Source organism: Nocardioides sp., from assembly GCF_035576065.1.
In the GTDB taxonomy this organism is placed as follows: Bacteria; Actinomycetota; Actinomycetes; order Propionibacteriales; family Nocardioidaceae; genus Nocardioides.
In genome coordinates, this window is record NZ_DATLWX010000015.1 from 37,090 (window position 1) to 58,885 (window position 21,796).

22 protein-coding genes are annotated in these 21,796 nt (G+C 66.7%); 6 read left to right on the plus strand and 16 right to left on the minus strand.

Annotated features, from left to right (window positions below; all coding sequences use genetic code 11):
* Window positions 1-84: 84 nt before the first annotated feature.
* Together VNJ48_RS07845 and VNJ48_RS07850 are read left to right on the plus strand one after the other, a co-directional pair.
* Window positions 85-528 (plus strand): GNAT family N-acetyltransferase, encoded by a 444-nt coding sequence (locus VNJ48_RS07845; protein ID WP_325600802.1) that lies wholly within the window; start codon window positions 85-87, stop codon window positions 526-528.
* Window positions 525-1,325 (plus strand): inositol monophosphatase family protein, encoded by an 801-nt coding sequence (locus VNJ48_RS07850; protein WP_325600803.1) that lies wholly within the window; start codon window positions 525-527, stop codon window positions 1,323-1,325. The genes VNJ48_RS07845 and VNJ48_RS07850 overlap by 4 nt, the downstream gene beginning before the upstream one ends.
* Window positions 1,326-1,392: 67 nt before the next feature.
* Here VNJ48_RS07850 and VNJ48_RS07855 read toward each other — a convergent pair whose 3' ends face one another.
* The 12 genes from VNJ48_RS07855 to VNJ48_RS07910 are packed head-to-tail and all read right to left on the minus strand — an operon-like array spanning window position 1,393 to window position 12,043.
* Window positions 1,393-4,398, minus strand: coding sequence for a LysM peptidoglycan-binding domain-containing protein (locus tag VNJ48_RS07855; RefSeq protein ID WP_325600805.1), 3,006 nt, complete (start codon window positions 4,396-4,398; stop codon window positions 1,393-1,395).
* Window positions 4,395-4,814 carry a TadE family protein gene (locus VNJ48_RS07860; RefSeq protein WP_325600807.1) on the minus strand — a complete coding sequence of 140 codons (420 nt, stop codon included), beginning with the start codon at window positions 4,812-4,814 and terminating at the stop codon, window positions 4,395-4,397. The genes VNJ48_RS07855 and VNJ48_RS07860 overlap by 4 nt, the downstream gene beginning before the upstream one ends.
* Complete coding sequence (locus VNJ48_RS07865; RefSeq protein ID WP_325600809.1) at window positions 4,811-5,239, minus strand: TadE/TadG family type IV pilus assembly protein; 429 nt, start codon at window positions 5,237-5,239, stop codon at window positions 4,811-4,813. Before VNJ48_RS07865 ends, VNJ48_RS07860 begins: the two co-directional genes overlap by 4 nt.
* The gene (locus VNJ48_RS07870) at window positions 5,236-5,583 is read right to left on the minus strand and encodes a TadE family protein (protein ID WP_325600811.1); all 348 of its coding nucleotides are present in this window, start codon (window positions 5,581-5,583) and stop codon (window positions 5,236-5,238) included. The genes VNJ48_RS07865 and VNJ48_RS07870 overlap by 4 nt, the downstream gene beginning before the upstream one ends.
* A gap of 19 nt (window positions 5,584-5,602) precedes the next feature.
* On the minus strand, window positions 5,603-5,788 hold the full coding sequence (locus VNJ48_RS07875) for a hypothetical protein (RefSeq protein ID WP_325600813.1): 186 nt from the start codon (window positions 5,786-5,788) through the stop codon (window positions 5,603-5,605).
* A gap of 28 nt (window positions 5,789-5,816) precedes the next feature.
* Window positions 5,817-6,719, minus strand: coding sequence for a type II secretion system F family protein (locus VNJ48_RS07880; RefSeq protein WP_325600815.1), 903 nt, complete (start codon window positions 6,717-6,719; stop codon window positions 5,817-5,819).
* Window positions 6,716-7,570 (minus strand): type II secretion system F family protein, encoded by an 855-nt coding sequence (locus VNJ48_RS07885; protein WP_325600817.1) that lies wholly within the window; start codon window positions 7,568-7,570, stop codon window positions 6,716-6,718. The genes VNJ48_RS07880 and VNJ48_RS07885 overlap by 4 nt, the downstream gene beginning before the upstream one ends.
* Window positions 7,567-9,030 carry a CpaF family protein gene (locus VNJ48_RS07890; protein ID WP_325600819.1) on the minus strand — a complete coding sequence of 488 codons (1,464 nt, stop codon included), beginning with the start codon at window positions 9,028-9,030 and terminating at the stop codon, window positions 7,567-7,569. Before VNJ48_RS07890 ends, VNJ48_RS07885 begins: the two co-directional genes overlap by 4 nt.
* Window positions 9,027-9,785 (minus strand): hypothetical protein, encoded by a 759-nt coding sequence (locus VNJ48_RS07895; RefSeq protein ID WP_325600821.1) that lies wholly within the window; start codon window positions 9,783-9,785, stop codon window positions 9,027-9,029. Before VNJ48_RS07895 ends, VNJ48_RS07890 begins: the two co-directional genes overlap by 4 nt.
* Window positions 9,785-10,459: an SAF domain-containing protein gene (locus VNJ48_RS07900; protein ID WP_325600823.1), complete on the minus strand. Its 675-nt coding sequence runs from the start codon at window positions 10,457-10,459 to the stop codon at window positions 9,785-9,787. Before VNJ48_RS07900 ends, VNJ48_RS07895 begins: the two co-directional genes overlap by 1 nt.
* Before the next feature lie 28 nt (window positions 10,460-10,487).
* The gene (locus tag VNJ48_RS07905) at window positions 10,488-11,426 is read right to left on the minus strand and encodes a hypothetical protein (protein ID WP_325600825.1); all 939 of its coding nucleotides are present in this window, start codon (window positions 11,424-11,426) and stop codon (window positions 10,488-10,490) included.
* Window positions 11,423-12,043, minus strand: a complete 621-nt coding sequence (locus VNJ48_RS07910; RefSeq protein WP_325600827.1) for a hypothetical protein — start codon at window positions 12,041-12,043, stop codon at window positions 11,423-11,425. Before VNJ48_RS07910 ends, VNJ48_RS07905 begins: the two co-directional genes overlap by 4 nt.
* Window positions 12,044-12,326: 283 nt before the next feature.
* On the opposite strand from VNJ48_RS07910, the gene mobF reads away from it, so the two are divergent.
* Together mobF and VNJ48_RS07920 are read left to right on the plus strand one after the other, a co-directional pair.
* Window positions 12,327-15,854 carry a MobF family relaxase gene (gene mobF, locus VNJ48_RS07915; protein WP_325600829.1) on the plus strand — a complete coding sequence of 1,176 codons (3,528 nt, stop codon included), beginning with the start codon at window positions 12,327-12,329 and terminating at the stop codon, window positions 15,852-15,854.
* Between the two features lie 101 nt (window positions 15,855-15,955).
* Window positions 15,956-16,321: a hypothetical protein gene (locus VNJ48_RS07920; protein ID WP_325600831.1), complete on the plus strand. Its 366-nt coding sequence runs from the start codon at window positions 15,956-15,958 to the stop codon at window positions 16,319-16,321.
* Here the strand turns inward: VNJ48_RS07920 and VNJ48_RS07925 are convergent.
* Together VNJ48_RS07925 and VNJ48_RS07930 are read right to left on the minus strand one after the other, a co-directional pair.
* On the minus strand, window positions 16,306-16,680 hold the full coding sequence (locus VNJ48_RS07925) for a very short patch repair endonuclease (protein WP_325600833.1): 375 nt from the start codon (window positions 16,678-16,680) through the stop codon (window positions 16,306-16,308). The genes VNJ48_RS07920 and VNJ48_RS07925 overlap by 16 nt on opposite strands.
* Window positions 16,681-16,724: 44 nt before the next feature.
* Window positions 16,725-17,600 carry an NgoMIV family type II restriction endonuclease gene (locus tag VNJ48_RS07930; protein WP_325600835.1) on the minus strand — a complete coding sequence of 292 codons (876 nt, stop codon included), beginning with the start codon at window positions 17,598-17,600 and terminating at the stop codon, window positions 16,725-16,727.
* 146 nt (window positions 17,601-17,746) lie between these two features.
* On the opposite strand from VNJ48_RS07930, the gene VNJ48_RS07935 reads away from it, so the two are divergent.
* A complete protein-coding gene (locus VNJ48_RS07935; RefSeq protein WP_325600837.1) occupies window positions 17,747-18,880 on the plus strand; it encodes a DNA cytosine methyltransferase in 1,134 nt (377 codons plus the stop codon).
* Between the two features lie 13 nt (window positions 18,881-18,893).
* Here the strand turns inward: VNJ48_RS07935 and VNJ48_RS07940 are convergent, their stop codons facing one another.
* Complete coding sequence (locus VNJ48_RS07940) at window positions 18,894-19,898, minus strand: NaeI family type II restriction endonuclease (protein ID WP_325600839.1); 1,005 nt, start codon at window positions 19,896-19,898, stop codon at window positions 18,894-18,896.
* Between the two features lie 72 nt (window positions 19,899-19,970).
* On the opposite strand from VNJ48_RS07940, the gene VNJ48_RS07945 reads away from it, so the two are divergent.
* Complete coding sequence (locus tag VNJ48_RS07945; RefSeq protein ID WP_325600841.1) at window positions 19,971-20,198, plus strand: hypothetical protein; 228 nt, start codon at window positions 19,971-19,973, stop codon at window positions 20,196-20,198.
* A gap of 21 nt (window positions 20,199-20,219) precedes the next feature.
* Here VNJ48_RS07945 and VNJ48_RS07950 read toward each other — a convergent pair whose 3' ends face one another.
* Window positions 20,220-21,695, minus strand: coding sequence for an RNA polymerase sigma factor (locus tag VNJ48_RS07950; protein WP_325600843.1), 1,476 nt, complete (start codon window positions 21,693-21,695; stop codon window positions 20,220-20,222).
* Between the last annotated feature and the right edge of the window lie 101 nt (window positions 21,696-21,796).

A 21,796-nucleotide genomic window follows, 5' to 3' on the forward strand; every position in this document is an offset into this window, starting at 1 on the left:
AGATCGGTTGCCTCCCTCCGCATGCACCCGCCGTAGAGTTCGAACATGCTTCCAGCACCAACGCCGCGTCTGCGTTTTCGCGAGATGACCGCGGGCGACCTGGCCGGGATCGCGACTCTGGAGATCGGCGGATCGCGCGGCCCTGAGGGCTGGATCGAGTGGACCCTCCGCAACTATGAGCAGTACGGGTTCGGCCTCTGGGTGATCGAGACCCACGCGGGGGATTTCGTGGGCGACTGCGGTCTGACGATGCAGGACGTTGAGGGAGAGCAGTTGGTCGAAGTCGGCTGGCACGTGCGCACGCCTCTTCGGCGCCAGGGCTACGCATCCGAAGCGGCGAGGTGTGTGCGCGACGCCGCACGGGACGCCGGCGTTGGTCATCTGGTCGCGATCATCCGGCCGAACAACATCGCCTCGCAGGGGGTTGCGACAAAGATCGGACTCGCACTCAAGCGCGAGGTCCACGCTCACGGTGGCCCAGCACTGGTCTTTGGGGCTGACCTCACCGCGCAAGACGAGCCGACGTGACAGCGTTGTCGCGCGACGTTGAGATCGCCTTGGCGGCGGTAGGAGCAGGGGCGGCAACCGTGCGGGCTGCATACGGCCGAGCGCTAAGCATCCATGCGAAGTCCGGCATCGACTTCGCGACGAACGCGGACATCGAGGCAGAACGCGCGATCCTCGATGTGATCACCGCCGCCCTCCCCGACGATGCCGTCGAGGGCGAGGAGACTGGCCGCAGCGGTGGGACCGCAACCTCACGCCGGTGGCTTATCGACCCACTCTGCGGGACCCTCAACTTCGCGGCGCAGACGCCGTTGGTGGCCGTCAACGTCGCACTGGTCGACGGCTCACGCACCGTTGCCGCGGCGGTGGCCGAACCGATCGCCGGCGAGGTGTTCTGGACCGACGGCGAGCAAGCCATGGTCAGGGCTGCGGGCGGGGCGGACGTCGCGATATCTCCATCTCCGGGCTCTCGGCTGGTCGACGTCAACTGCGACGGCCCGCTCGATCGCCCGTTCCTTGGCGCACAGGTGATCGACGCTGCGTTCCGCGCAGCGTTTGGTCCTCGGGTCATGTCGACCACGCTCGCCGTCGCGTGGGTAGCGGCCGGGCGGCGCGCGGGCTACATCAGCGACGGCCATTTCGTCGACAACGTGCACTTCGCCGCCGGAATCGAGCTCTGCCGCGCCGCAGGATGCATCGTCACCGATCTCAGCGGAGCCGAGGTTGGCATGGGGCGCGGCCTGGTTATCGCAGCCGACGCCCCGACGCATCACGAACTACTGAGCATCGTGGCGCCGCACGTCGAGGCAACGACGTAGGAAGGGGCAGAGAGGCGTCGGAACAGTTGGCTGGCTGCGGTCGAGATGGAGTACGCCGCGGGCGGAATCATCCGGTTCGGTGTTGGCCAGATTGCGGCGAACGCGTACTCGCGGCGACTTCCGTGGTTCGGGGCGGGAGTTCGATCGGGCCGTAGCCGTTGTCGCTGCGGTTGAAGACGCCATTACGCAGCCGAGCGTCGGCTCCTTGGTCGCCGGTTGCTCGCTCGACCGCCGCGCGGTCGAGGGTGGCGATCTCGTCGTACGGCGACGCGGCGAGAGCGACGTTCGACGTGAAGTCGGCGAGGTCGAGGTCGCCGATTGTGAGGGCGTGGGTGGTGACGATGTGCCCAACGTCGACGATCGCGGCGGTCATGATGTGATCGAGTCGGTCACCCTCGAGGAGCCAGCCCCAGCCGTCCTTGCGAAGGTCGGTGAAGGGCTCGCCGCTGACGAGGTGAAGCGCGGATATGAGGTCGGACATGCCCGCCGCGCCCCGGCTCTGGCCGCGAGCGCGGAGGCGTCTGAAGAGGTCGAGGTCGCAAAGGACGCCGTCGAGGGCGTACCTCGCGGGTACGCCGTCCTTGTGGGTTTGCTGCGCGCGCGGAAGGTAGGGCATGCCTGCACGACTTTCTCCGAGCCACTTTCGAGTGATGCTCAGGTCTGATCGCGCTTTCTGGGGGCGGATGCAGAGGTCCTCGGCCAACTTCTCGGCGGTGACTCCGTTCGGGCTAAGCGTGAGGTAGGCGAGGAACTCGATGTAGTAGGGCCGCCTATGCGCGGTCGCTGTGGCGTCGCCCAAGGTTCTGACCGTGATAGGCCCGAGCAAGGTGAGTTTGGGGGCGACTGGAACAGGCGACTCCCATCGCGCCAGATCCTCATCCAACCCGGGGTCGGTGGCACGAACCGCCGGGCCGGCCTCTGTGGCAGCGGAGGGAGCCAAGACCTCGATGTCCTCAACCGTCGTCGCTGCCGAGTCGGCGTACTCCCGTGCCTCAAGGGGCAGCAGCGACCCTGGTCCGGCGGGGCCGTCAGGGCGTGGTGCGGTCAGGCGGTCGACCAGCGCGCCGGCAGCGTCGGAGACAGAGGCGTCATCTCGCGGCTGGGGAATGCGAACTACAGAGGCCGTGCGAGTCAGATCCACGAGGGTGGCGCAGGCCGCAGCCTCGTCCGGGGTGATGCCGGCGGCTGCGAGTTCGAGTCCAAGAGACGGCACGCGCATCCGGCCATCGGCTGAGAGCGCAATCTCGAAACATGCGGCCGAGGGCTCGGCGTGAAGATCGATCAACGCGGTTGCGGACCGCCCTGGGAAGCCGACGATCGCGTTCGCAAGGGCCTCGAGGTCTGCGGCAGGACGTTCCGAGCCAGCGATGATCGCGGCGTAGAACTCGTCAGGCTCGACGGCCGCGCTCGCATCGGTCAGGTCGCGGGTCAGATTGGCGATGAACCCCACGTCCTCCGGGTCGTGGATCCGGACGAAGCCGGGGTCGACCGTGATGAGTTCCGCACCCACTCCGAGGGCGTCGACGTGGACGAGGGTCGCCCACGGGTTGAGGGCGAGTTCTGCGATCAGGTGTCGTGCGAACGCCAGTCCGCGTTCGGCGTCGCCCCTGACAGCGACCGTCCGCAGTTCTTCGAGATTCACCAGAACCAGTGCGCCATCTGTCGCCTGACCGATGCTGACAAGCAGCGGGCAAGGCGCGAGTGAGTTCTCTGAAGGCTCAGGCACATCGTCGAGCTCGATCTCCCAGGACTTCGCAAAGCCCGACCAGGGGAACGGCAGGCTGCAGTCCTCCGCCAAGACCACAGTGATCAGTTCGGAGGACAGCGACGCCGAAACAACTCGCAGCGCAGGCGAGAGGGACCTCAGCGCAGCATCCAGGTCCTTGATCCGTGGCGCGATCACCGACCCGACGACTTGAGCGGTCTTCTCCAGAGACAGGAGCTCTTCCGGAGGCGGAGCAATGATTGTTCCGGGTCGTCGATACCGCAGTTGTGTACGACGTCGCTGCCGCAGCGCCAGCCAGAGGCAGCCGGCGAGTACGGCACCTGCCCCAGCGAAACCGGGCAGTAGCCAGCCAGGGACGGCCCCGTCAGCGGGGTCGACCACCCCTTCCTTTGGGTGCTCAGTCAGATCCTCGGTGGAAGTTTGAGGTGCGACGTCGACGGGTGGATCGGTCTTGGACGTTGCGTCGGGCGGGTTGGGGCGCTGCCTCTGCGTCGTGGGGGAGCCGCGCCCCGGGATCGTCAGGTTCCAGCCCGGTCGGATCAGGTCGGGGTCTGTGAGGTGGGCGCCGTTGGCCTGCACCGCGTCTCGAGATGCCTGGAAGATCGACGGGTACGCATCGGCGTCTCCGAGCTCCCGCTCGGCGATCTCGGAGAGCGTGTCGCCCGGCTGGACGACGTACGCATCTGACTGCTCAACGGGCCGTTCGTCGGGGAGATGGAGCACGAGGCCGGGGGTGATGAAGTCGGGCTGCCCGTTGAGCGCGGCCTTGTTGAGGGCGACGATCTCGCGGAACCGAGTGCCGTCGCCGAGGTGCTCCTGGGCGATCCTCCAGAGGCTGTCGCCTCGTTTGACCGTGTACGGCATCGTCGAACCACGATCCGTTGGTGCCACATGAGGCGCCGCGACGGGAGTAGGAGCAACGTATTCGGGCGGGGCAGCAACGAAGGTCGCAGCAGGAGGCGGCACTGCCGCGGCGGGAGCAGGGCTGAGAGCGGATGAGGCGATCGGCGCGGTGACGAACAGCAGGGCAGCGACGGCCACGAGGCGTCCCGCGGCCAATTGCGGCATCCCAAGTCCGGGGATCCGAAACGAACGGACACCGCGCAGGCGTGCCAGCACCTCCGCGACGAGAGACAGCGCCAAGACCGCCCACGCGACCCAGGCGACGGCGCTGATGAAGACGAGGGCGAGGGTTCCGTCATCCGGTGCTGAGAGACGGGCCCAGCTCACATCATCGAGAGTCGGTACCGCGTCAATGGCGAGCAGCACGATCGGCATGCCGGCGACGATCAGCAGGATCCCGACGCATCCGGCGAGGCCGACGAGGCGGGTCTTCAGTGAGTTCATCGTTCGTTTCCTCCGAGACTGCGGACGAGTCGGGCTGATGCGTTGCCGCTGACTGGCAGGTGGTTGATTCCGAGGACGCCGAGGAACCGCGGGTTGTAGCTGTCCGTGACGTGCACGGTCAGGGTGGTGCCGTCGGTGACTGTGACCGTGCCGGAGACGTGCGCGGCGCTCAGGTATTCAGTCGCTGCGTTTCGGGCCTCGAGGGCGTCGATGCGCACGTAGTCGCCCTCGATGGCCGGCGCGGCCTGCACCCGTTCTCCGCCGGCGCGAGCGGCCTGAGCGGCGAGGTCGTGTGCGCGCTGCTGAGCATGAACCTGACCACCCAAGTCGACGGCGAGGCCGACCATGAGCGTCATCGCAACGCTGGTCGTGGCCATCCAGATGGTGATGGAGCCGCGCTCCTCGAGGCGGGTCATGAGGATCGTCCTCGCCACGTATCAAGGGGGCTGGACATGGTCGCTCGCACGACGTGGCTGCCTGGGATGCCCGGAATGCTGAGGTCTGACAGGTCCAGGAGGCACGAGACCGTCACACCGACGGCCGAGTCGCTACCGACCGCGTGGGTGAAGGCATCGGTATCAACGCTCACCTCGACCTTCGTGCAGGACAGGTCCTGGTTCGCGATGCTCGTTTGGGCTGCTTGCCGGGCGGCTTCGGTCGCGGCGCCAGCGGTGCGGGCCAGGGAGGCGGAGCGGGCCGCGTCGGCAGCGGCGGATTCGAGTGCTTGGTGCGCAGTCGCCGTGCGACCGCCGAAGATGATCAGGGCGACGAACAGGGCAAAGGCGGGCACGCCCACCGCTGCCTCCAGCGAGGCAGAGCCGCGCTCGTTGCGGCGATTCATGACAGCCGTTCGACTGGCATGCTCGCGCTCTGTCGGATCTCGGGTCGCCAGCCGGGGATCACACTGAGCGCGTACCCGGTCACGACAACGGTCGCCCGGGCCGACGTACGTTGCGCGGTTGCCGAAGCAGAGGCCAGTACGTCGTCTCCACCAGCGACCTCAACGAAGCCGGTCGCGGCCGCGATCCCGGCGGATTCGCGTCCGTGCTCGGCACCAGCGACGCGCGCGCCCTCCTGAGCGGCGGCGATCGCCACGGTGCGGGCATGGTGATAGAGCGCGGCCTGCATTCCCAGGAAGAGGACCGCGAACAGTGCAGGGAGCAGGATCACCAGCTCGATGGTCACCGAGCCTCGATCGCTGCGCCTACTGGATGTTGCCGGCCTGCGTGGTGACATAGGCCCGTACCGCGGCCACGACGATCGCGACGATCGCGATCACGGCGACCGCCCAGATCACGTGCTCGATGGTGACCGAACCGCGCTCCGGCCGCTCACGTCTTACGTTGAGCGTCAGACGCGCAGCTATCAGCAGCGTCAGAATCCGATTCATCGGTGCCTCCTCTCCTTGTTGTTGTCCTTCAGGTGTTGCCGAACATCCGAAGCAGCGATGGCGCCACGAGAAGCGCCATGAAGACCACGCCCAGCAGGGAGCCGGGAATGGACATGCGCTCGCCGACGGCGTTGGCCTCGGCGAGCTCGTCGTTGAGCATTGCGGCGCGCATGGCACCAGATCGGGCGCGCAGGGTGGCGTACACCGATGCACCTTCTTCGCCGGAGAGCCGCATGATGTCGGCGAAGTCGTTGAGTTCTGGGAGGCCGAGCTCCTCGGCCAGCGCGTGGAGGGCATCCCACGGAGGAAGGCCGGACCAGCGCGACCGGGTGAGCTCCTCACTGAGCCGCATGAAAACCCAGGAGTCGCCGATCTCGGCCGATGCCTCCATCGCCTGCCGGGCACCTGAACCGCTGCTGCGTTCCAGGGCAACGAGGTCGATGTAGGCGCCGAGCGCTCGCTGGAACTCCAGCCTCGCCTTCTTGGCGTCATCGACGGCGTTGTAGTTGGGCACGAAGAACATCACCGCTGCCAAGCCCACCGAGGCCATGGTCGGCACAGCGAGCGGCAGCCCGAGGCCCAGGAATTCGAGGAAGAACGCGAGGAGTGGCACCAACACGAGCCCCAGCGCGGCGAACGTGAGCTTCTCTCCGTAGAAGCGTGCGAGGGGGATCCGCAAGAGAGCCAACTCGCGGTGCGGGGTTCGGATCCACAGCCCGGGAGGCAGCGCACGCATCGCCCACACGCCCATGCGCTCCTTCCGCGTCGTGGGCACGGGAGTGGCGCGGGTGGCGGAGAAGCGCGCTGGTGCAAGCCGCCCAAGCGCGTCAGCCAGGTCCGGCTGAGCGGGAACCAGCCGTACGACGACGAGGCCGACGCCCAGGCCCATCAACGCGCCAGCCAGAAGAACGACTTGCAGTCCAGTCGTCATGGTGTGGCCGTCCGAGAATCGAGGAACCGGGGGAGTGGTGGCCCGATGGCCATCCGCTTCATCCAGACCAGCGTGGCGATATACGCCGTCAGCAGCAGCATCAGGATCACCTGCCCCAGCGGGGATGAATAGGGCTCGACGTAGTCGCCGGACACGGCGAGGATCACCAGCGCCGACGCACTGATCAGCGTCACCCAGCGAGCCGTGGCACGGGGCTTGGCCCGGTCCGCCTCGACCTGTCGTCGGGCACGGACATCTGCCGACACGGACTCGGCCAGACCCTCCAGAACGCTAGCCAAGCCTCCCCCGCGACGGCGGGCGCCCAAGACCAGATTCGCCGCGATCAGGTCGCCGGTGGAGTCGTCGAGTTCGTCGGCGAACGCCCGCAACGCGTCCTCGGTGACCCAGCGTGCCCGTAGCCGAGCGACCAGACGGTGCACCTCGCCGGCGATCGGTGCGGGCGTGGAGCGCAGCGTTGCCACCAGGGCCTGCTCGAGTCCGACACCCACGGTGAGGACACCGGCCAGCGAGCGCGTCCACTCCTCCATCGCTTCGAGCCGCTGAATGCGGTCCGCCGCGTCGGGTGCAGTGAGTAGCAACGGCAGGCCCACAGCAGCGATAGGCCCGAGGACAAGAGCCAGGACCCACCCGGTGACCAACCATCCGAGCACTCCCGCGGCGAGGCCGGCGGCAACCAGGATCCTGGCTCGTCGGGAGATCCCGCGGGCCCGAGTTAGACGTCCCGGTCGAGGTACCCGCGGCGCGATCGGCACGCGTCTTCCGCCGACCGCGAGCGCCAGCAGCCCGGCGACGATCAAGGCGCCGGCGAGAGCGGGGACGACGATGATCATGACCGCACTCCTTGTGCTGCCAGATAGCCGGATAGGTCGAAGCCGTGCTCGACCAGCGCTTGGTAGGTGTCCGGCAGGACGCCCGGTATGGCGACGCCATCCAGTCCGGCCGCGAAGACATGCGTGGTGGCGTAGCCGGTCTCTCGTTCGCCGGGGTCGATCGCGACGATCTCGGCGACCCGTCGCATCCTGTTCGAAGTGCCGACGTGGCGCGTCGTACGCAGGTCGAGGTGGACGATCAGATCGAGCGTGGCTGCGAGCTTGCCGGTGGCCAGGGTCTGCGTGATGTGGGAGCCAGCCTCCATGGCGCAGGTGACGAGCTTGCGGACCGCAGCAACCGCGTCCGAGGCGTGGGTGGTGGAGATGGACCCGGTGCCGGACTCCATCGCCTTGATCATCGCCCAGATCTCTCGGCCGCGGACCTCACCCACGATCTGTCGGGAGAGGTTGAACCGGAAGGAGTCGGTAAGCGCCTCGTCGAGGGTGAACTCGCCAGCCAACTTGCCGTCGACGCCGCGTTCGCCGGAGCCAGGGCGGGCCTCCCACGCGTGGACCATGTCGTGGTGAGGCAGTTGGTGGAGGTGCAACTCATACTCGGTCTCGAACGTGCCCAGTGCCTCAAGAGGGTCGATCTCCGCGCACAGCGCTCGGACCAGGGTGGTCTTCCCGGCGCCCTGACAGCCGGAGACCACGATCGACTTGCGTGCTCTGACCGCGGCCCGGAGGAACGAAGCGGCGACGGGGGTGAGCATGTCGCGAGCGACCAGGTCGTCGAGGGTGACCTGCATCAGTCGGTGACGGCGGATCACCACCGAAGGCCGCGGCGTGACCCAGGCTGCTGCCGCAAGTCTGGCACCGCCGTCCAGTCGCAGATGGAGGCGCGGTTGCGCTTCTGAGAACGAACGAGCGTTGACCTCGCTGCGAGACGCGAGGAAGACGAGGAAGTCGATCAGCTCCTCGTCGGAGTCCGCGACGGGGAGGCCGTGGAGGATGGTGCCGTCGACGAGCTCGAGCCGCACCTTGTCGTGGCCGGCGATGATGATGTTCTCGACCCGGTCGTCGTCCACCAGCGGCTGGAGGCGTCCGAGTCGGAAGAGCGAGTCGAAGACCGCTCTGGCCAACGAAGACTGTTCGGCCAAGGACCAGGCTGCGGTCCCCTCGTTCACGGCCTCCGCCATCGCGGACTCGATGAGGTCGAGGACGATCGCCCTGCCCAGCTCCTCCTGAGAGGTCTTGTCCAGCCGATCGCGCTCGGCGCCGAGCGCCTGGCTCAGACGTTCCGAGGCTTGCGAGCGCAGGGCCGAGACCAATGTCCAGTCGACCGACTCCGTGGCCGTGTCGAAGGCCGTCGTCGTTGGATCGCCCAGACGCGCAGACACGTCAGGAACGGGATCCGGAGGCTGGGCGAACAACGGCAGTGCCGTCAGGTCGGCGTACTCGACGCGGGCTCCGTTGGTCATGGCTGACCGACCAGTTCGAAGTGACTGCGTGCCACGTACGCCTGCACCGACGCGGTCGCGGCTCGCAGGGAGCGCACCAACGGGCCCGACTCGAAGTTCCGCGGCGCAGGCGCGCCGCGGTGGAACACCGCAGCCGCCTCCGGTGCTTCGGCGACAGACGCGATCACCGGCAGATCGAGAACCTTCCCCACCTCACCGTGCCCATAGGGCTGGCCGTCGCCGATCAGCAGGACGCCGGTCTGCCGCCACGCACTGTCACGTCGAACGACGCTGGCCCACGCCCGTGCCGCAGCCAAGGCGGGGAGAGTCGAGCGCGAGACCAGCAGGGTGAGGTCCGCTGCGGCGAGCAGTGGCTCCGGTGACCCAGCGAGACCGAGCCGCCCGGCGTCGACGATCACGTCCTGTCCAGATTCATCGAGGTCGGCCAATGCCTCCGCGAGCGGCGCCCAGAGTCGGGTGAGCGCGCCCGACTGTGCGGGGGATCGAGTCCCAGCGATGAACCACGCGTCGCTGCCATTGAGCGGTCGTACGACGTCGCGCAGCGCGTCAGCCGGCGCCGCGGGGGAGAGCGCCAACTCGATCAGCCCGACGTTGTACTCACGGGTGCCTCGGAAGTAGCCGGCCAACACGCCAGACGCTCCGGTGGGATCGGCCTCCACCAGAAGCACCGGCCGTGGCCAGGACAACGCGAACCCGACGCACGTGGTCGTGACACCGGGGGATCCGGAGGCGGAGGTGAGTGCGATGACGGCCATCACTTCTCTCCCGAGTCCAGGATCAACGCCACGTTGCCGGTCGAGACGCGCGAGGCCAGCAGCGTCGCGTCCCCATGCGGGACCAACAGATCAACCACCAGTTCCCCGGTCATTTCGTCGACCCGCGTCCCCACCACTTCGGCGTCGCTGAAGGGCGGCGATCCTGACGGAGGGGCAGCTCCTTCTCCAGGGGTCACAACGACTCGAACCTTGTCGCCGTACTCGAGCGACAGACCTGGGGCCTGTGCAGGAGACAGAGCCACGCCCACCACCGACATGCCATCAGGAGGCAGGAGTTCGGACGTCGTGGCTGACTCGGTGAGCAGGCTCCCCGCCCCGATGTCGAGGGCGGCCCGCTGCCCGATGACGTCGTCGTACGACGAAGCCGGCAACGGTGCCAGCGCTGGATCGGCATTGATCCGAACCCGCGTGATGTCGTCGCTGGTGATGACTGCGCCACGGGAGATCGTGTCGCGTGCGGCCAGCACCTCTTGCGTGTTCGTGGTCGAGGTCCATGCCCAGGCGGCGAGTAGAGCGCCGAGGCAGATGGAGGCGACGGCAACGGCGATCAGGGCGGGTCGGCGTCGAAGTTTTGGTGGCGGCGCGAGGGGAGGGGCGGCGGGGGCCGGCTCGGGTCCGGTCAACCTGTCGTCTCGCGTGATGGTGTGCGTCATCTTCTCGCCTCTCACGTCTCGTCGCCCGCTACTGCACGAGCACCTGCGCTTCTCCGACCGTGATCCGCGCCGAACGGGTCAATCCGTTCAGCCGGATGGTCCCGGTCTGTCCCGCTCCCGACCACGACACGACCCAGTCCGAGGTCGCGGTGACCGTGAACTTGTCGTCGTCCTGCCCGGCGCTCGATGTCCCATAGGTGTGCCCGCAGTCCGGGGACGCCTGCATGCCGAACTCGGGCTCGTACGGCGTGCCCGCGGTCGTGCAGACGACCTTGGTGCCGTCGCCCATCGACCACGTCACCTTGTGCAGCGTGGCCGTCGCGGTGACCGTGATGCCGCCCGTGCTCGCTGAGGCCGTCGTCGGCCCGACCGTCTCGGCGTCCGGCTCCTTCGCCCACATCCACACCGGCATCCCGACGATGCCGATGCTGTCGTCGCCGGGCTCGGGGGTGATCCCGATCCGAACCGCCTTCAACCCCATGGTCGCGATTGCCTGTTGGGCGACCACACGTGGCGTCGGTCCAGTGCCGGCACGATCTGGCGGGTTCGCCGACCAGAGGTAGAGCACGATTTCGGTCTGCGGCTGGTAGCAGAGATAGACGGCCCCGTCGGCAGGCTCGTGGCCCTGCCAGGCGGGGTCTCCGGCCGGCGGCTGCGGGTCCATCAACCGGACGTAGCAGTTCAAAGTGTTGGACCAGTAGCCGCTGTCCGATTCGCAGGGCACAGGTCCGGCCGGTGGCTGCGTGAGGCCCTGCTTGGACGGATCCCAGTAGCAGGCCTCGCCAGAACCTGTGCCTTTCGGTCCCTCCTCACCTGGCGTGCCTGGGGTTCCAGGCTCCCCGGGGATCTCCACCCAGACGAGGCAGATGCCGGTCATCGCGTCGGTCTTGCCGCACTCGGTGTCGGCGTACGAAGACAAGGGTGCGAGGACCGTGAGGGCGACTACGACCGCGAGTAGGGCGGTCACGCGGCTGAGCATGGTGCCTTCTCGAGGTCTTGGCTGGTAGCCACGCGCCACCCGTCGTCCGGGTGCTTCTTCCAGGTGTGGTTCACCACCGTGTAGCGAGTCCAACCCCTTTCGGGCCGGTCTGCGCTGACGATCGAATTGCCGTCACGATCGAGTACGTCACCTCCGCTGACGTCCCAGCAGACGTCCAGTTGGACGGTGGGGAGCTTGCCCGCCTGCGGGTCAGAGTTGTCGAGGTTGACCGACTGCACGACTACATCGACGACGTCGGTGTCGCCGGTCTGGCGGTTGCCGGCCTTGCGCTGGTTGCGGGTGAAGATCTCCTGGGCAGCCAGTTCGCCGCCGATCGCGACGGCCTTCAACTCGCCGAGGGGCTCCTTTCGATCCTTTCGGAGACGGTCGACGGTCGCGATGTAGTCAGTGACGACTTGGCTGGCCGCCTCCTCGGCGAGCTCCGAGTCGCTTGGGGGCTCCGTCGTTGCACCGGAGGACGGCGTCAAGCTCGACGGCGACTCGGTTGGAGTCGTCGTACTCGCGGGGTCCTCGCTGCAGCCAGCGAGGGCGCTGACGACGAGCGCCGCGGCCGCCAGCGTCGAGAGCCCCCGTGCGTTTGTCATGCCCGAGACGTGCTCCGTCCTGATCCGAGTGTCACGTGAACAACCCGGACGACGACCAAGGACGGCCACCGTCCACCCTCCATTACGACACCTCTGCCGCATTCGCGCAATGCCCAGCATCCAGATCACCTCTCCTTCGCAGCTCGATTCCGCTCGTCAGGTACGCCACCTCATCCACCGACCTCGTCCTCCTCGATACCTCTCTTCTCGTCTTCACACGCATTGCAGATCGAGGGGAAGTGGATAACCCGGCACACCTGTGGCCTGTGGAAGGAATCTGGTCATGACGGTCTCGATGCGGCGTATGAGCGCGGGCGCGGGCTATAAGTACCTGCTGCGCAGCGTCGTCGCGGGCGACGGCAACCGCGCGCTGTCGACACCGCTGACGCGCTACTACTCCGAGGTCGGCACGCCGCCCGGGAGGTGGATGGGTTCGGGAGTGCGACGTCTCGGCGGCGGGCAGTTGGCACCGGGGATGGAGGTGACCGAGGCACAACTCGCACTGCTCACCGGGATGGGCCGTGACCCGGTGACGGGCGACCAACTGGGCCGGGCGTACCCGACGTACAAACGACTTGCCGATCGGATCTCCGTCCGCGTCGACGCGCTCGATCCCGAGATGACGGCAGACGATTGCGCCGCAGAGACCGCGCGCATCGAGGCCGAGGAGACCGCGGCCGGGATGCGCCACGCAGTCGCCGGCTTCGACCTCACCTTCAGCGTTCCCAAGTCGGTGTCAGTGCTCTGGGGTGTCGCGGATGCCCCAACCCAGGAGCGGATCGTCGAGGCGCACCACGCGGCCGTCGCCGACGTTCTCGACTTCTTCGAGCGCGAGGTGGCTGCTACACGGGCCGGGGTAGCGGATCGCGACGGCGCGGTGGCTCAGGTCGAGGTCGCGGGCGTCGCGGCAGTGGCGTACGACCACTACGACTCGCGTGCCGGTGATCCCCAGTTGCACACGCACTTGGTCATCTCCAACAAGGTCAACACCCCGCTGGACGGACGCTGGCGCAGCCTCGACGGCCGCCCGGTCTTCGCCTCCGTGACTGGGCTGTCCGCGCACTACAACGCGCTTCTCGCCGACCGCCTGACCCGCGAGCTCGGCATCGAGTGGGAGCAGCGTGGGAGGGGAGCGGACCGCAACCCGCAGTGGGAGATCGCGGGCGTCGGTGAGGACCTGATCAAGGAGTTCTCGAGTCGCACGCGCGAGATCGAACTGGAGAAGAATCGGCTGATTGGTGAGTACGTCGCGGCGCACGGGCGGATGCCGTCGGAGAAGACGATCGTGGAACTGCGGGCTCAGGCCACGCTCGCCACCCGTCCGCCCAAGGAGACTCATTCGCTCGCGGATCTCACTGCCGAGTGGCGTTCCCGCGCTGCTTCGCGCGTGCACGGTCAGCCCACGGCCTGGGCGACCGCGCTCGTCGACCGCAGCACCTTGGCCCCACTCTCGGTCGACGATGTGCCCCCGGACGCGGTCGAGGTGCTCGGCGCGGACGTCGTACGGGCGGTCAGCGTGAAGCGGGCGACCTGGACCCACTGGAACCTGCTCGCCGAAGCCTCGCGCCAGACAATGGACCTGCGCTTCGCGAGTACGGCGGATCGCGAGATCGTCGTCGGCATGATCATCGACGAGGCGCAGCAGCAGTCGGTCTCGCTTACTCCACCCGAACTGGCCGTCAGCCCGGCGGCCTTCCGGCGCGACGACGGCACCAGTGTCTTCCGGCCGAGGCATTCGGTGAAGTACTCCTCGGTCGGGGTCCTCGAAGCGGAGGCCCGCATGCTCGAACGTGCGGAGTCCATGTCGGCTCCGACGGTTCGCTCCGATGTGGTGACCCGGGTCCTGCGCCGGTCCAGACAGCGCCTCAGCCAGCAGCAGGCGGCAGCAATCGAGAGCGTCACGATGTCCGGTCGTCAGGTCGATCTGTTGGTGGGGCCGGCAGGAACTGGAAAGACGACGACAATGCAGGCGCTTCGTGCGGCATGGATCGTCGAGCACGGGCGAGGGAGTGTCATCGGGCTGGCCCCTTCGGCAGCGGCAGCCCAGGCGCTCGCGGACGACCTGGGTGTCGCCTGCGACAACACCGCGAAGTGGCTTCATGAGTACGACCAGGGCCGCGCCGACCTGCGCCCCGGCCAACTCGTGATCGTCGACGAGGCGACGCTCGCAGGCACCACCACGCTTGATCGGATCACCGGCCTCGCAGCCCAGGCCGGGGCGAAGGTGCTCCTGGTGGGCGATCCCTTCCAGCTTCAGTCGGTCGACGCGGGTGGGGTCTTCGCGCTGATGGTCGACCGGAGGCCCGATGCGCCTCAGTTGCGGGACATCCACCGGTTCCGCAACGAGTGGGAGAAGGCCGCGTCACTCGGTCTCCGAGCCGGAGATGTGGAGGTGATCCCGACGTACGCCCGGCAAGAGCGGATACGCGAGGGCACTACGGACGAAATGCTCGACACTGCCTACGAGGCCTGGCGCGCGGACGTACTGGCAGGGAAGGCGAGCGTCCTCGTCACGGAGTCCTCGCATGCGGTTCGGGCGCTGAACGAGCGAGCGCGAGCGGAGCGGCTCTTGATCGAGGGTGCCGACGACGGCCGCGAGATCGATCTCGGCGACGGCATGCGTGCCTCGGTGGGCGACGTGGTGATCACGCGCCGCAACGACCGGACCCTGCGGACGAGTCGGGGTTGGGTCAAGAACGGTGACCGCTGGCGCATCGCCGACATCAGCAAGGACGGGTCCGTTGTCGTGCGCCGCCTCGACGCGCGTCGGTCTGGAACCGCTGTCCTCCCAGCCGAGTACGTGCGCGAGCACGTCGACCTGGGCTACGCCGTCACCGCACACCGGGCGCAGGGCATCACCGTCGAAACGTCGCACGTGGTGGTCACGCCGTCGACGACGCGGGAGAACCTGTACGTCTCGATGACCCGAGGCCGCGACTCCAACATCGCGTACGTCGCCCTCGACCAACCTGACGACACTCACGCGACTCCGGAGCCCGAGGACGTCAGCGCCCGAACCGTCCTGTACGGCGTGCTTCAGCACAGCGGTGCCAGCTGGTCGGCCCACGCGACCATCGAGGCCGAGTACGAACTCCACGGAGGGATCGACCGACTGGCTGCCGAACTCGAGACGATCGCGGCCGGCGCTCAGCGGGAGCGCTTCGTCGACCTGCTGGCTCGCTCGGGGCTAACAGTCGATCAACATGCCACCGTGGTTGAGTCGACCGCCTTCGGACCGCTGACGGCATCGCTTCGCCGCGCCGAGGCGTTCCACCGTGATCTTGAGCGCCTGGTGCCCCGGATCGTGAGTCAGCACAGCCTCGACGACGCGGATGACATCGCTGCGGTCCTCCTGTACCGAGTCGACCGGGTCGCCACGTCGCCACCTCGGGGCTGCCGTCAGCGGCCGAGACTGATCGCTGGGTTGATCCCGGAGCCGTTGGGGAAGATGTCACCTGAGAACCATCAGGCGATTGGCGAGCGTAAGGCTTTGATCCAGTCCCGCGCCCGGGCGCTCGTCGAGGAGGTCTTGGCGTCTCGTCAGGGATGGGTACGTCGGCTTGGGCAGCCGCCCGCTGACTTCGTGGAGCGCGAACGCTGGTTGGCGTCAGCGTCGACCGTGGCGGCGTACCGCGATCGCTACCAGATCACTTCCGACCTCATCGTGGGTGGGACTCCGCTGACTGACGCGCAGCGGGCAGACCGAGTCCGGGCACTCGGGGCCGCCCGTGAGGCAGCTCGCATCGCTTCGATGGCGGACACCGGTGCGCGTTCGGTCAACGTCGAATCGCGAGCCGTTGTGCGTCCATAGGCCATGCCGAGGGACTCTGTCCACAGGACCTCATCGCATCGGTCGCCATCGCCCGCGCCAGATCGTACGACTGGAGCAACCGCGAGATCGAGGTGGTCACGATGTTCCTCTTGCTGATGGTTCCGGTGTTCTTCCTGGTGAGTGCTGCGCACGGCTACTTACAGCTGTACGCACCCTCCAACAGGCTGATCACGTGGATTCGATCGTCGCCCCCGCGTTGGCGCTACGTGCCGCTCTTGACTGCACTCGCGGCCGCAACACTCACCACGATGCACATGCTGGACGAGGCTGTGGCCGCTGGCGCTCCCGGCTGGCTCAGTTTGGTCGCCATGGTTCTCGCCTGGGACACCATCAAGTTCGCGTTGCTCGCCGTCCATACGACGGTCCGGAAGGTGTTAAGGCTTTTTGGCTGTGGCTTCTCGCGGATGGCGGTCGCGTTCTCGTCCAGGCGTCAGGTGCTGCGTTGAAGGGCCTCAACGATGCGCGAAAGGACTGCCGTGACCGGCTCGTGCTCCCATGCGCGGATGACGGTCCAGCCGTCGTCGGAAAGGAGGCGGTTCGTCTCAGCGTCGCGTTCGCGGTTACGGGTCACCTTCTCGGACCAGAACAAAGCACTCGACTTCGCGACAGTGTGGTGCTCAGGGCACCCGTGCCAGAAGCAGCCGTCGACGAAGACCGCGAGCTTTGCACGGGTGAACACGAGGTCTGCGCGACGATTGAGGGTCGGAATCGGCCGATGGTCAACGCGATAGCGAAGGCCCGCAGCGTGGGCTGCTCGCCTGACAGCAAGTTCGGGCTTAGTGTCGCGTCCCCGGTTCGCCTGCATTCCCCGCCTCACTCCGGGAGAGGATGCCCATGAGTCATTCACACTCACAGTGTGGCGGCGTACTCCACCAGCTCGTCCCAGTCGCGCAGTCGCCGCTGGGCGACGAGGCGGTTGAAGGTCTCGAGCGTCACCTGTCGCCGTGCATTCCCGACGCACGTCTCCTCGACTGCGGCACTGAGAGCGGGGAGGTCCAGGTGGTAGATGCAGTCGACCTCGCCGGAGCCCCCGCCGAGCAGATTCAGCATGTAGGGCCGGGGCTCCATCGTGACGACGGCGAAATGGGGCATACGGCCACGTCTCAGCGCGGCCATCTTCGCTCCCTGCGACCGACAATCCTGCGCTCGGTCCGTCCGGAGCGACCACTTGAGAGAGAGTCCGATCTCCAGACTTGGGGAGCGGGGGCCAGGCCTCTGCTGAGAGGCCGTCACGTCGAGATTCAGGAGCGACTCCTGACCCACCTCTTCGAGGAGAAGGCGCCGCGTCTCGGTCTCATTGGTCGTCGCCACCCCGACAGCCTCGGCGAGCAGGTCGAAGCGTGCCAGGTCCTTCGGATTGCTGAGCTTTCCGCGCACGAATCGGCCGACAGCGCGCCATGCCTTCTCGTACTCGCGCGATGGCTCCGCCCGCATGTCGCTCAACGCGCCGACGTGACGAAACTGCTCGAACGCATTCAGCGCTCGCTCTGGTGCGACGGTCAAGCCGCTGGCGCGTGCCTGCAACTCGGACTTCAGCGCAGCAGCGACCTCCCGGGAGAACGGATCTCCAGTGGGTTCGCCCCCACGTGCGTCTGGGGCGACGCCCAGGGCTCGAAAGAGCGCCTCGCCAAGCTCGACGGAGAAGGCCTCACTCGCGTCGGATGTGTTCGGCTTGCCGTTCGACGAACGGAAGACGCACAGGTCCCTGGCGAATGTGGCGGGCACGGGCGGATCCCTTCGTCGCAGTCGACCACGAACCTACCTCGCGGGGACGCCGTCGGCTGTCAGTCACATACGCCACACCCGCCACACGCGCAACGCGGCGGCGAGGTTGCGAGAATTGTCGGTGCCGAGACCTACCATCTGATGCCATGACCAAGCCCACCGTGATCGATCTCTTCGCCGGCTGCGGTGGCATGACGGTCGGCTTTGCCAGCGAGGGCTTCGAGCCGGTGCTCGCCGTCGAGTGGGATCGCTTCGCTGCCGCAACCTATGCGGCCAACTGGGGTGAGGACCACGTCATCTCTGGTGACATCGCAGAGGTGAAGGAGAGCCAGATCCCTCCCGCGGATCTGGTGATCGGTGGCCCTCCGTGCCAAGGATTTTCAAACCTGGGTCTAAAGGCGCTCGACGACCCGAGAAATCAGCTCTGGCGTGAGTACATGCGATTCATCCGAACTGCCCGGCCCCAGGTATTCGTGATCGAGAATGTCGATCGCTTCGCAAAGTCGCCCGAGTTCCAGATGCTTGTCGGGGAGGTCGAGCAAGGCCTTCTGAAGGACTATGAGATCTCGTACGGCGTGTTGAATGCGGCCGACTACGGCGTGTCCCAGCGCCGGCGACGCACGATTGTGATCGGCTCGCGCGTGGGCAAGATCGACCTTCCAGAGCCCACGCATGCGCGGGACGGTGCAAACGGCCTGCCAGCTTGGCGGACCGTCCGTGACGTGATCGAGGGTTTGCCGATCCGGCCGGATTCCACCGAAATGCCGGAATCGGTAACCGACTTCTTCGGCGAAGCGATGCCGGGCGTCTTCAAGGGCCTGGACATCCACTTCCGTCGCAATCCGAACCCACTGTCGCTAGAGCGATATTCCTACGTACCACCGGGTGGCGGTCGGTTCGACGTGCCGACCGAGCTCCTTCCGCGTTGCTGGCGGGAGAAGCCGACTGGCACAACCGACGTGATGGGCCGCATGCGGTGGGACTTCCCGTCACACACGATCCGGACGGAGTTCTTCAAACCGGAGAAGGGTTCCTACCTGCACCCCCAGTGGGTGCCCGGTCGCCAACGGCGGAGCGACGACCGGAGGTTCCTGAAGGGTGACCCGAAGCTGTCCGTCAACCGGGTCGTCACGCACTATGAGGCCTCCTTGATCCAGGACTTCCCGTCTGACTACCTGTGGGTCGGGTCCAAGATCGCGATCGCGAAGCAGATCGGCAACGCCGTTCCGTCCGGCCTGGCGCGCGCGATCGCACGCCACATCAAGCCGCACATCGCCTGAACTCGCCGGTCCGTCAGCCGCCGGTTCGCTCCATCATCGACTTGGCGGCCTCGTAGTCGTCACCGAGTGTCTCCGGATGTATGGCCACCCACGCATCGCCTGACAGATCGAAGCCGTACTTGGCCGCGAGTTCGCGCTGAGGCGTCCACGTTCCCATGAGGACGACCAGCTCATGGTTGAAGAAGATATCCGGCTTTGCCTGCCGGGCCCGTCGGAGCGGATCCTTGGCCATGGCTGCGACGGTCTCGATCGCCACCCGGGGGATGACCACCTCAGGCAGAAAGCCGAATAGTGATGTCACCCTGCGCTTGATACCGACCCGGGCGGAGAATACGACTTCGAGTTGCTGAGGACTCAACTCTTTCAGCGGATTGCGGGGGAGAGGTGTCCACTCAAGAACTGGAATGCCGAACTCATCCCGGGCATCGGCACGGATGGTCCGCTTCGAGTCCTGGTTCTTGCCCTCGTTGAGCCACCTCCGATGGGTGCGCATCAGGAAGACCCGGAAGCGATCGTTCTTCGAATCGACCTGGGTGAGGAGGCAGATCTCGCACTGACCTTCGCGGGGGATGGCCCAGTTGCCGCCAATCGTGGCCTTCAGCTCGACAGGAATGCCAGCGATCGTCGTGTCCAGCGGCCGCTCCTTCGGGAGGCTGAACGCCTCGAGGATCCGGTACTGCAGCTTGACGCCCACGGTTCTCCGCTCGTCGGAGTCAACGTCCGGCGAGTCAAGATCGAACCTATACGTTTTGGCCCCATCCAGAACGTACTCGATCGCCTCGACGACGGCGCCTGTCATGAACTGTTTTAACGGGGTGCTTCGAAGCCACGCGAGCACCTGTTGAACCTCGACGTCATCGTCGGGATGGACGATCTGGTGTGCCAGACCAGCACGATCCGAGATGCACTCGCCGCCAGGCTGGCCGAGCGGGGGTTGCGGAACACGAGGCACAACCGAAACCCTATCGATCGACGTGCTTCGGATGGCGCTGAATGCCCGGAACGGGTCTTCAGGCATGCGTTGGAACGATGTTTCCACAGTCGCGGCAGGCGTGCTTGGTGGTTTCCGGCGGCGGTGGAGACTGGATGCATGAACAGGTCAGAAGGCATCGGCACGTTTCGAGCGCGGGTCACCCGCGACGCGGCGGCGGTTGAGCGAGATGGCGAGCAGCTCTTCGCCATGAACCGCCTCGAGGAGCGTCGCGGGCGCCCCGGGGATCGCCCCCTGTACGAGATCCAGTTCAGCGACGGGGTATGGATGCTGGCCCGAGAGGACGACCTCGTTGATGGAACGATTGGACCGCCTTCGGCCAGCTAGTTCCCGCCGAGGTCGACTGCGTTAACCGACTGCTTCAACAACCTGATCGTCTTGCTCTTCGCCATCCATCTCGGCTGCCTTCTTCTTTGGGCGTCGACCGCCGTCGTAGAAGTGTCCTTCGAGGACTTGGCTGCGCGACGGATGACGGAGTTTCAACATCGTCTTCGACTCGATCTGGCGGATGCGCTCACGGGTGACGCCGTAGACCTTGCCGATCTCGTCGAGGGTCTTTCGTTCCCCGTCGGTGAGACCGAAGCGCATCGAGATCACGCCAGCTTCTCGCTCGGAGAGAGTGTCAAGAACAGCGTGGAGCTGTTCTTGGAGCAGCGCGAACTCGACCTGCTCGTGCGGCCCTGGCTCCCGACGGTCCTCGTCGAGCAAGTCACCCAGTGTCGTCTCACTGTCGCCGATCGGCTGATCGAGAGAGGGTAGGTCGATGGGGCCGAGCCGGAGGCATTCCATGACCTGCTCCTCGGTCAGTTCAGTGGCGCGCGCGAGTTGGTACAGCTTGGGAGGCTCTCCGTGAATAGTCATCCGTTGCCGGATGCGCCAGACCTTGGCGATGCGCTCGACCATGTGCACCGGGATGCGGATGATGCGGGCCCGGTCGGCCATACCGCGGGTGATCGACTGGCGGATCCACCAGGTCGCATAGGTCGAGAACTTGTAGCCCTTGGTGTAGTCGAACTTCTCGACCGCACGGATCAGACCGAGGTTGCCCTCCTGAATCAGGTCCAGGAAGGGCATGCCGCGGCCGGTGTAGCGCTTGGCGAGGGAGACCACGAGTCTCAGATTGGCCTCTATCAGATGGTTCTTGGCGCGGCGGCCGTCGACAACGATCCACTCCAGCTCCTCGAACAGCTGCGCCGAAATCTTGCCGCCCTGGGCGAGCCTCTCGGCGAAGAGACCGGCCTCGATCCGCTTGCCGAGCTCGACCTCCATCTCGGCGTTGAGGAGCGGGACCTTCCCGATCTGCTTCAGGTAGTCCTTGACCGCGTCGGCGGTCGCGCCGGCGACCATGACCCGCTGGGCTGGCTCGTCGCTGTGGTCGGAATAGGAGACGACGAAGCTCCGCGACCCCGCCTCCTGCTCGTCCGCCTTGATCGTCGGGTCGACCTTGATGTCCCTCTCGAACTGCTCGTCCGGGACGTCCGGCAGCAGCTTCTTTCGATCAGGCCCGACCAGGATGTCGAACTCCTGTGTGAGTTCCTCAGGACCCTCGTCGGCTAGGTTGATCTCGGAGTCGTCGAAGTCCACCTCTGAGTCGAGATCGGGCTCCCCGAGGACCGTCTCGACGGCCTCCCCCGGCCCGGCCCCGTCCAACCCAGCCGAGTGTTCCTCGAAGTCGCAGGCGGCGGGTAGCTGGACCACGGATGGACGGACCTCTTGCGGGATCGGCTCGGGTCTCGGCGGAGCGACGACGACGTCCTCGTCGATGCTGATATTCGCCCGCGCCAGCAGGCGCTCGATCTCCGGTCGGATATCACTCGCGGGCACTTGGAGCGTCGCGAGCACCCGTTCCAAGCGAGTGCGGCGTATGACCTGATCCCGTACAAAAGGCTTCATACGCGCGAGGACGCGGCCGAGGTACTCCAGAT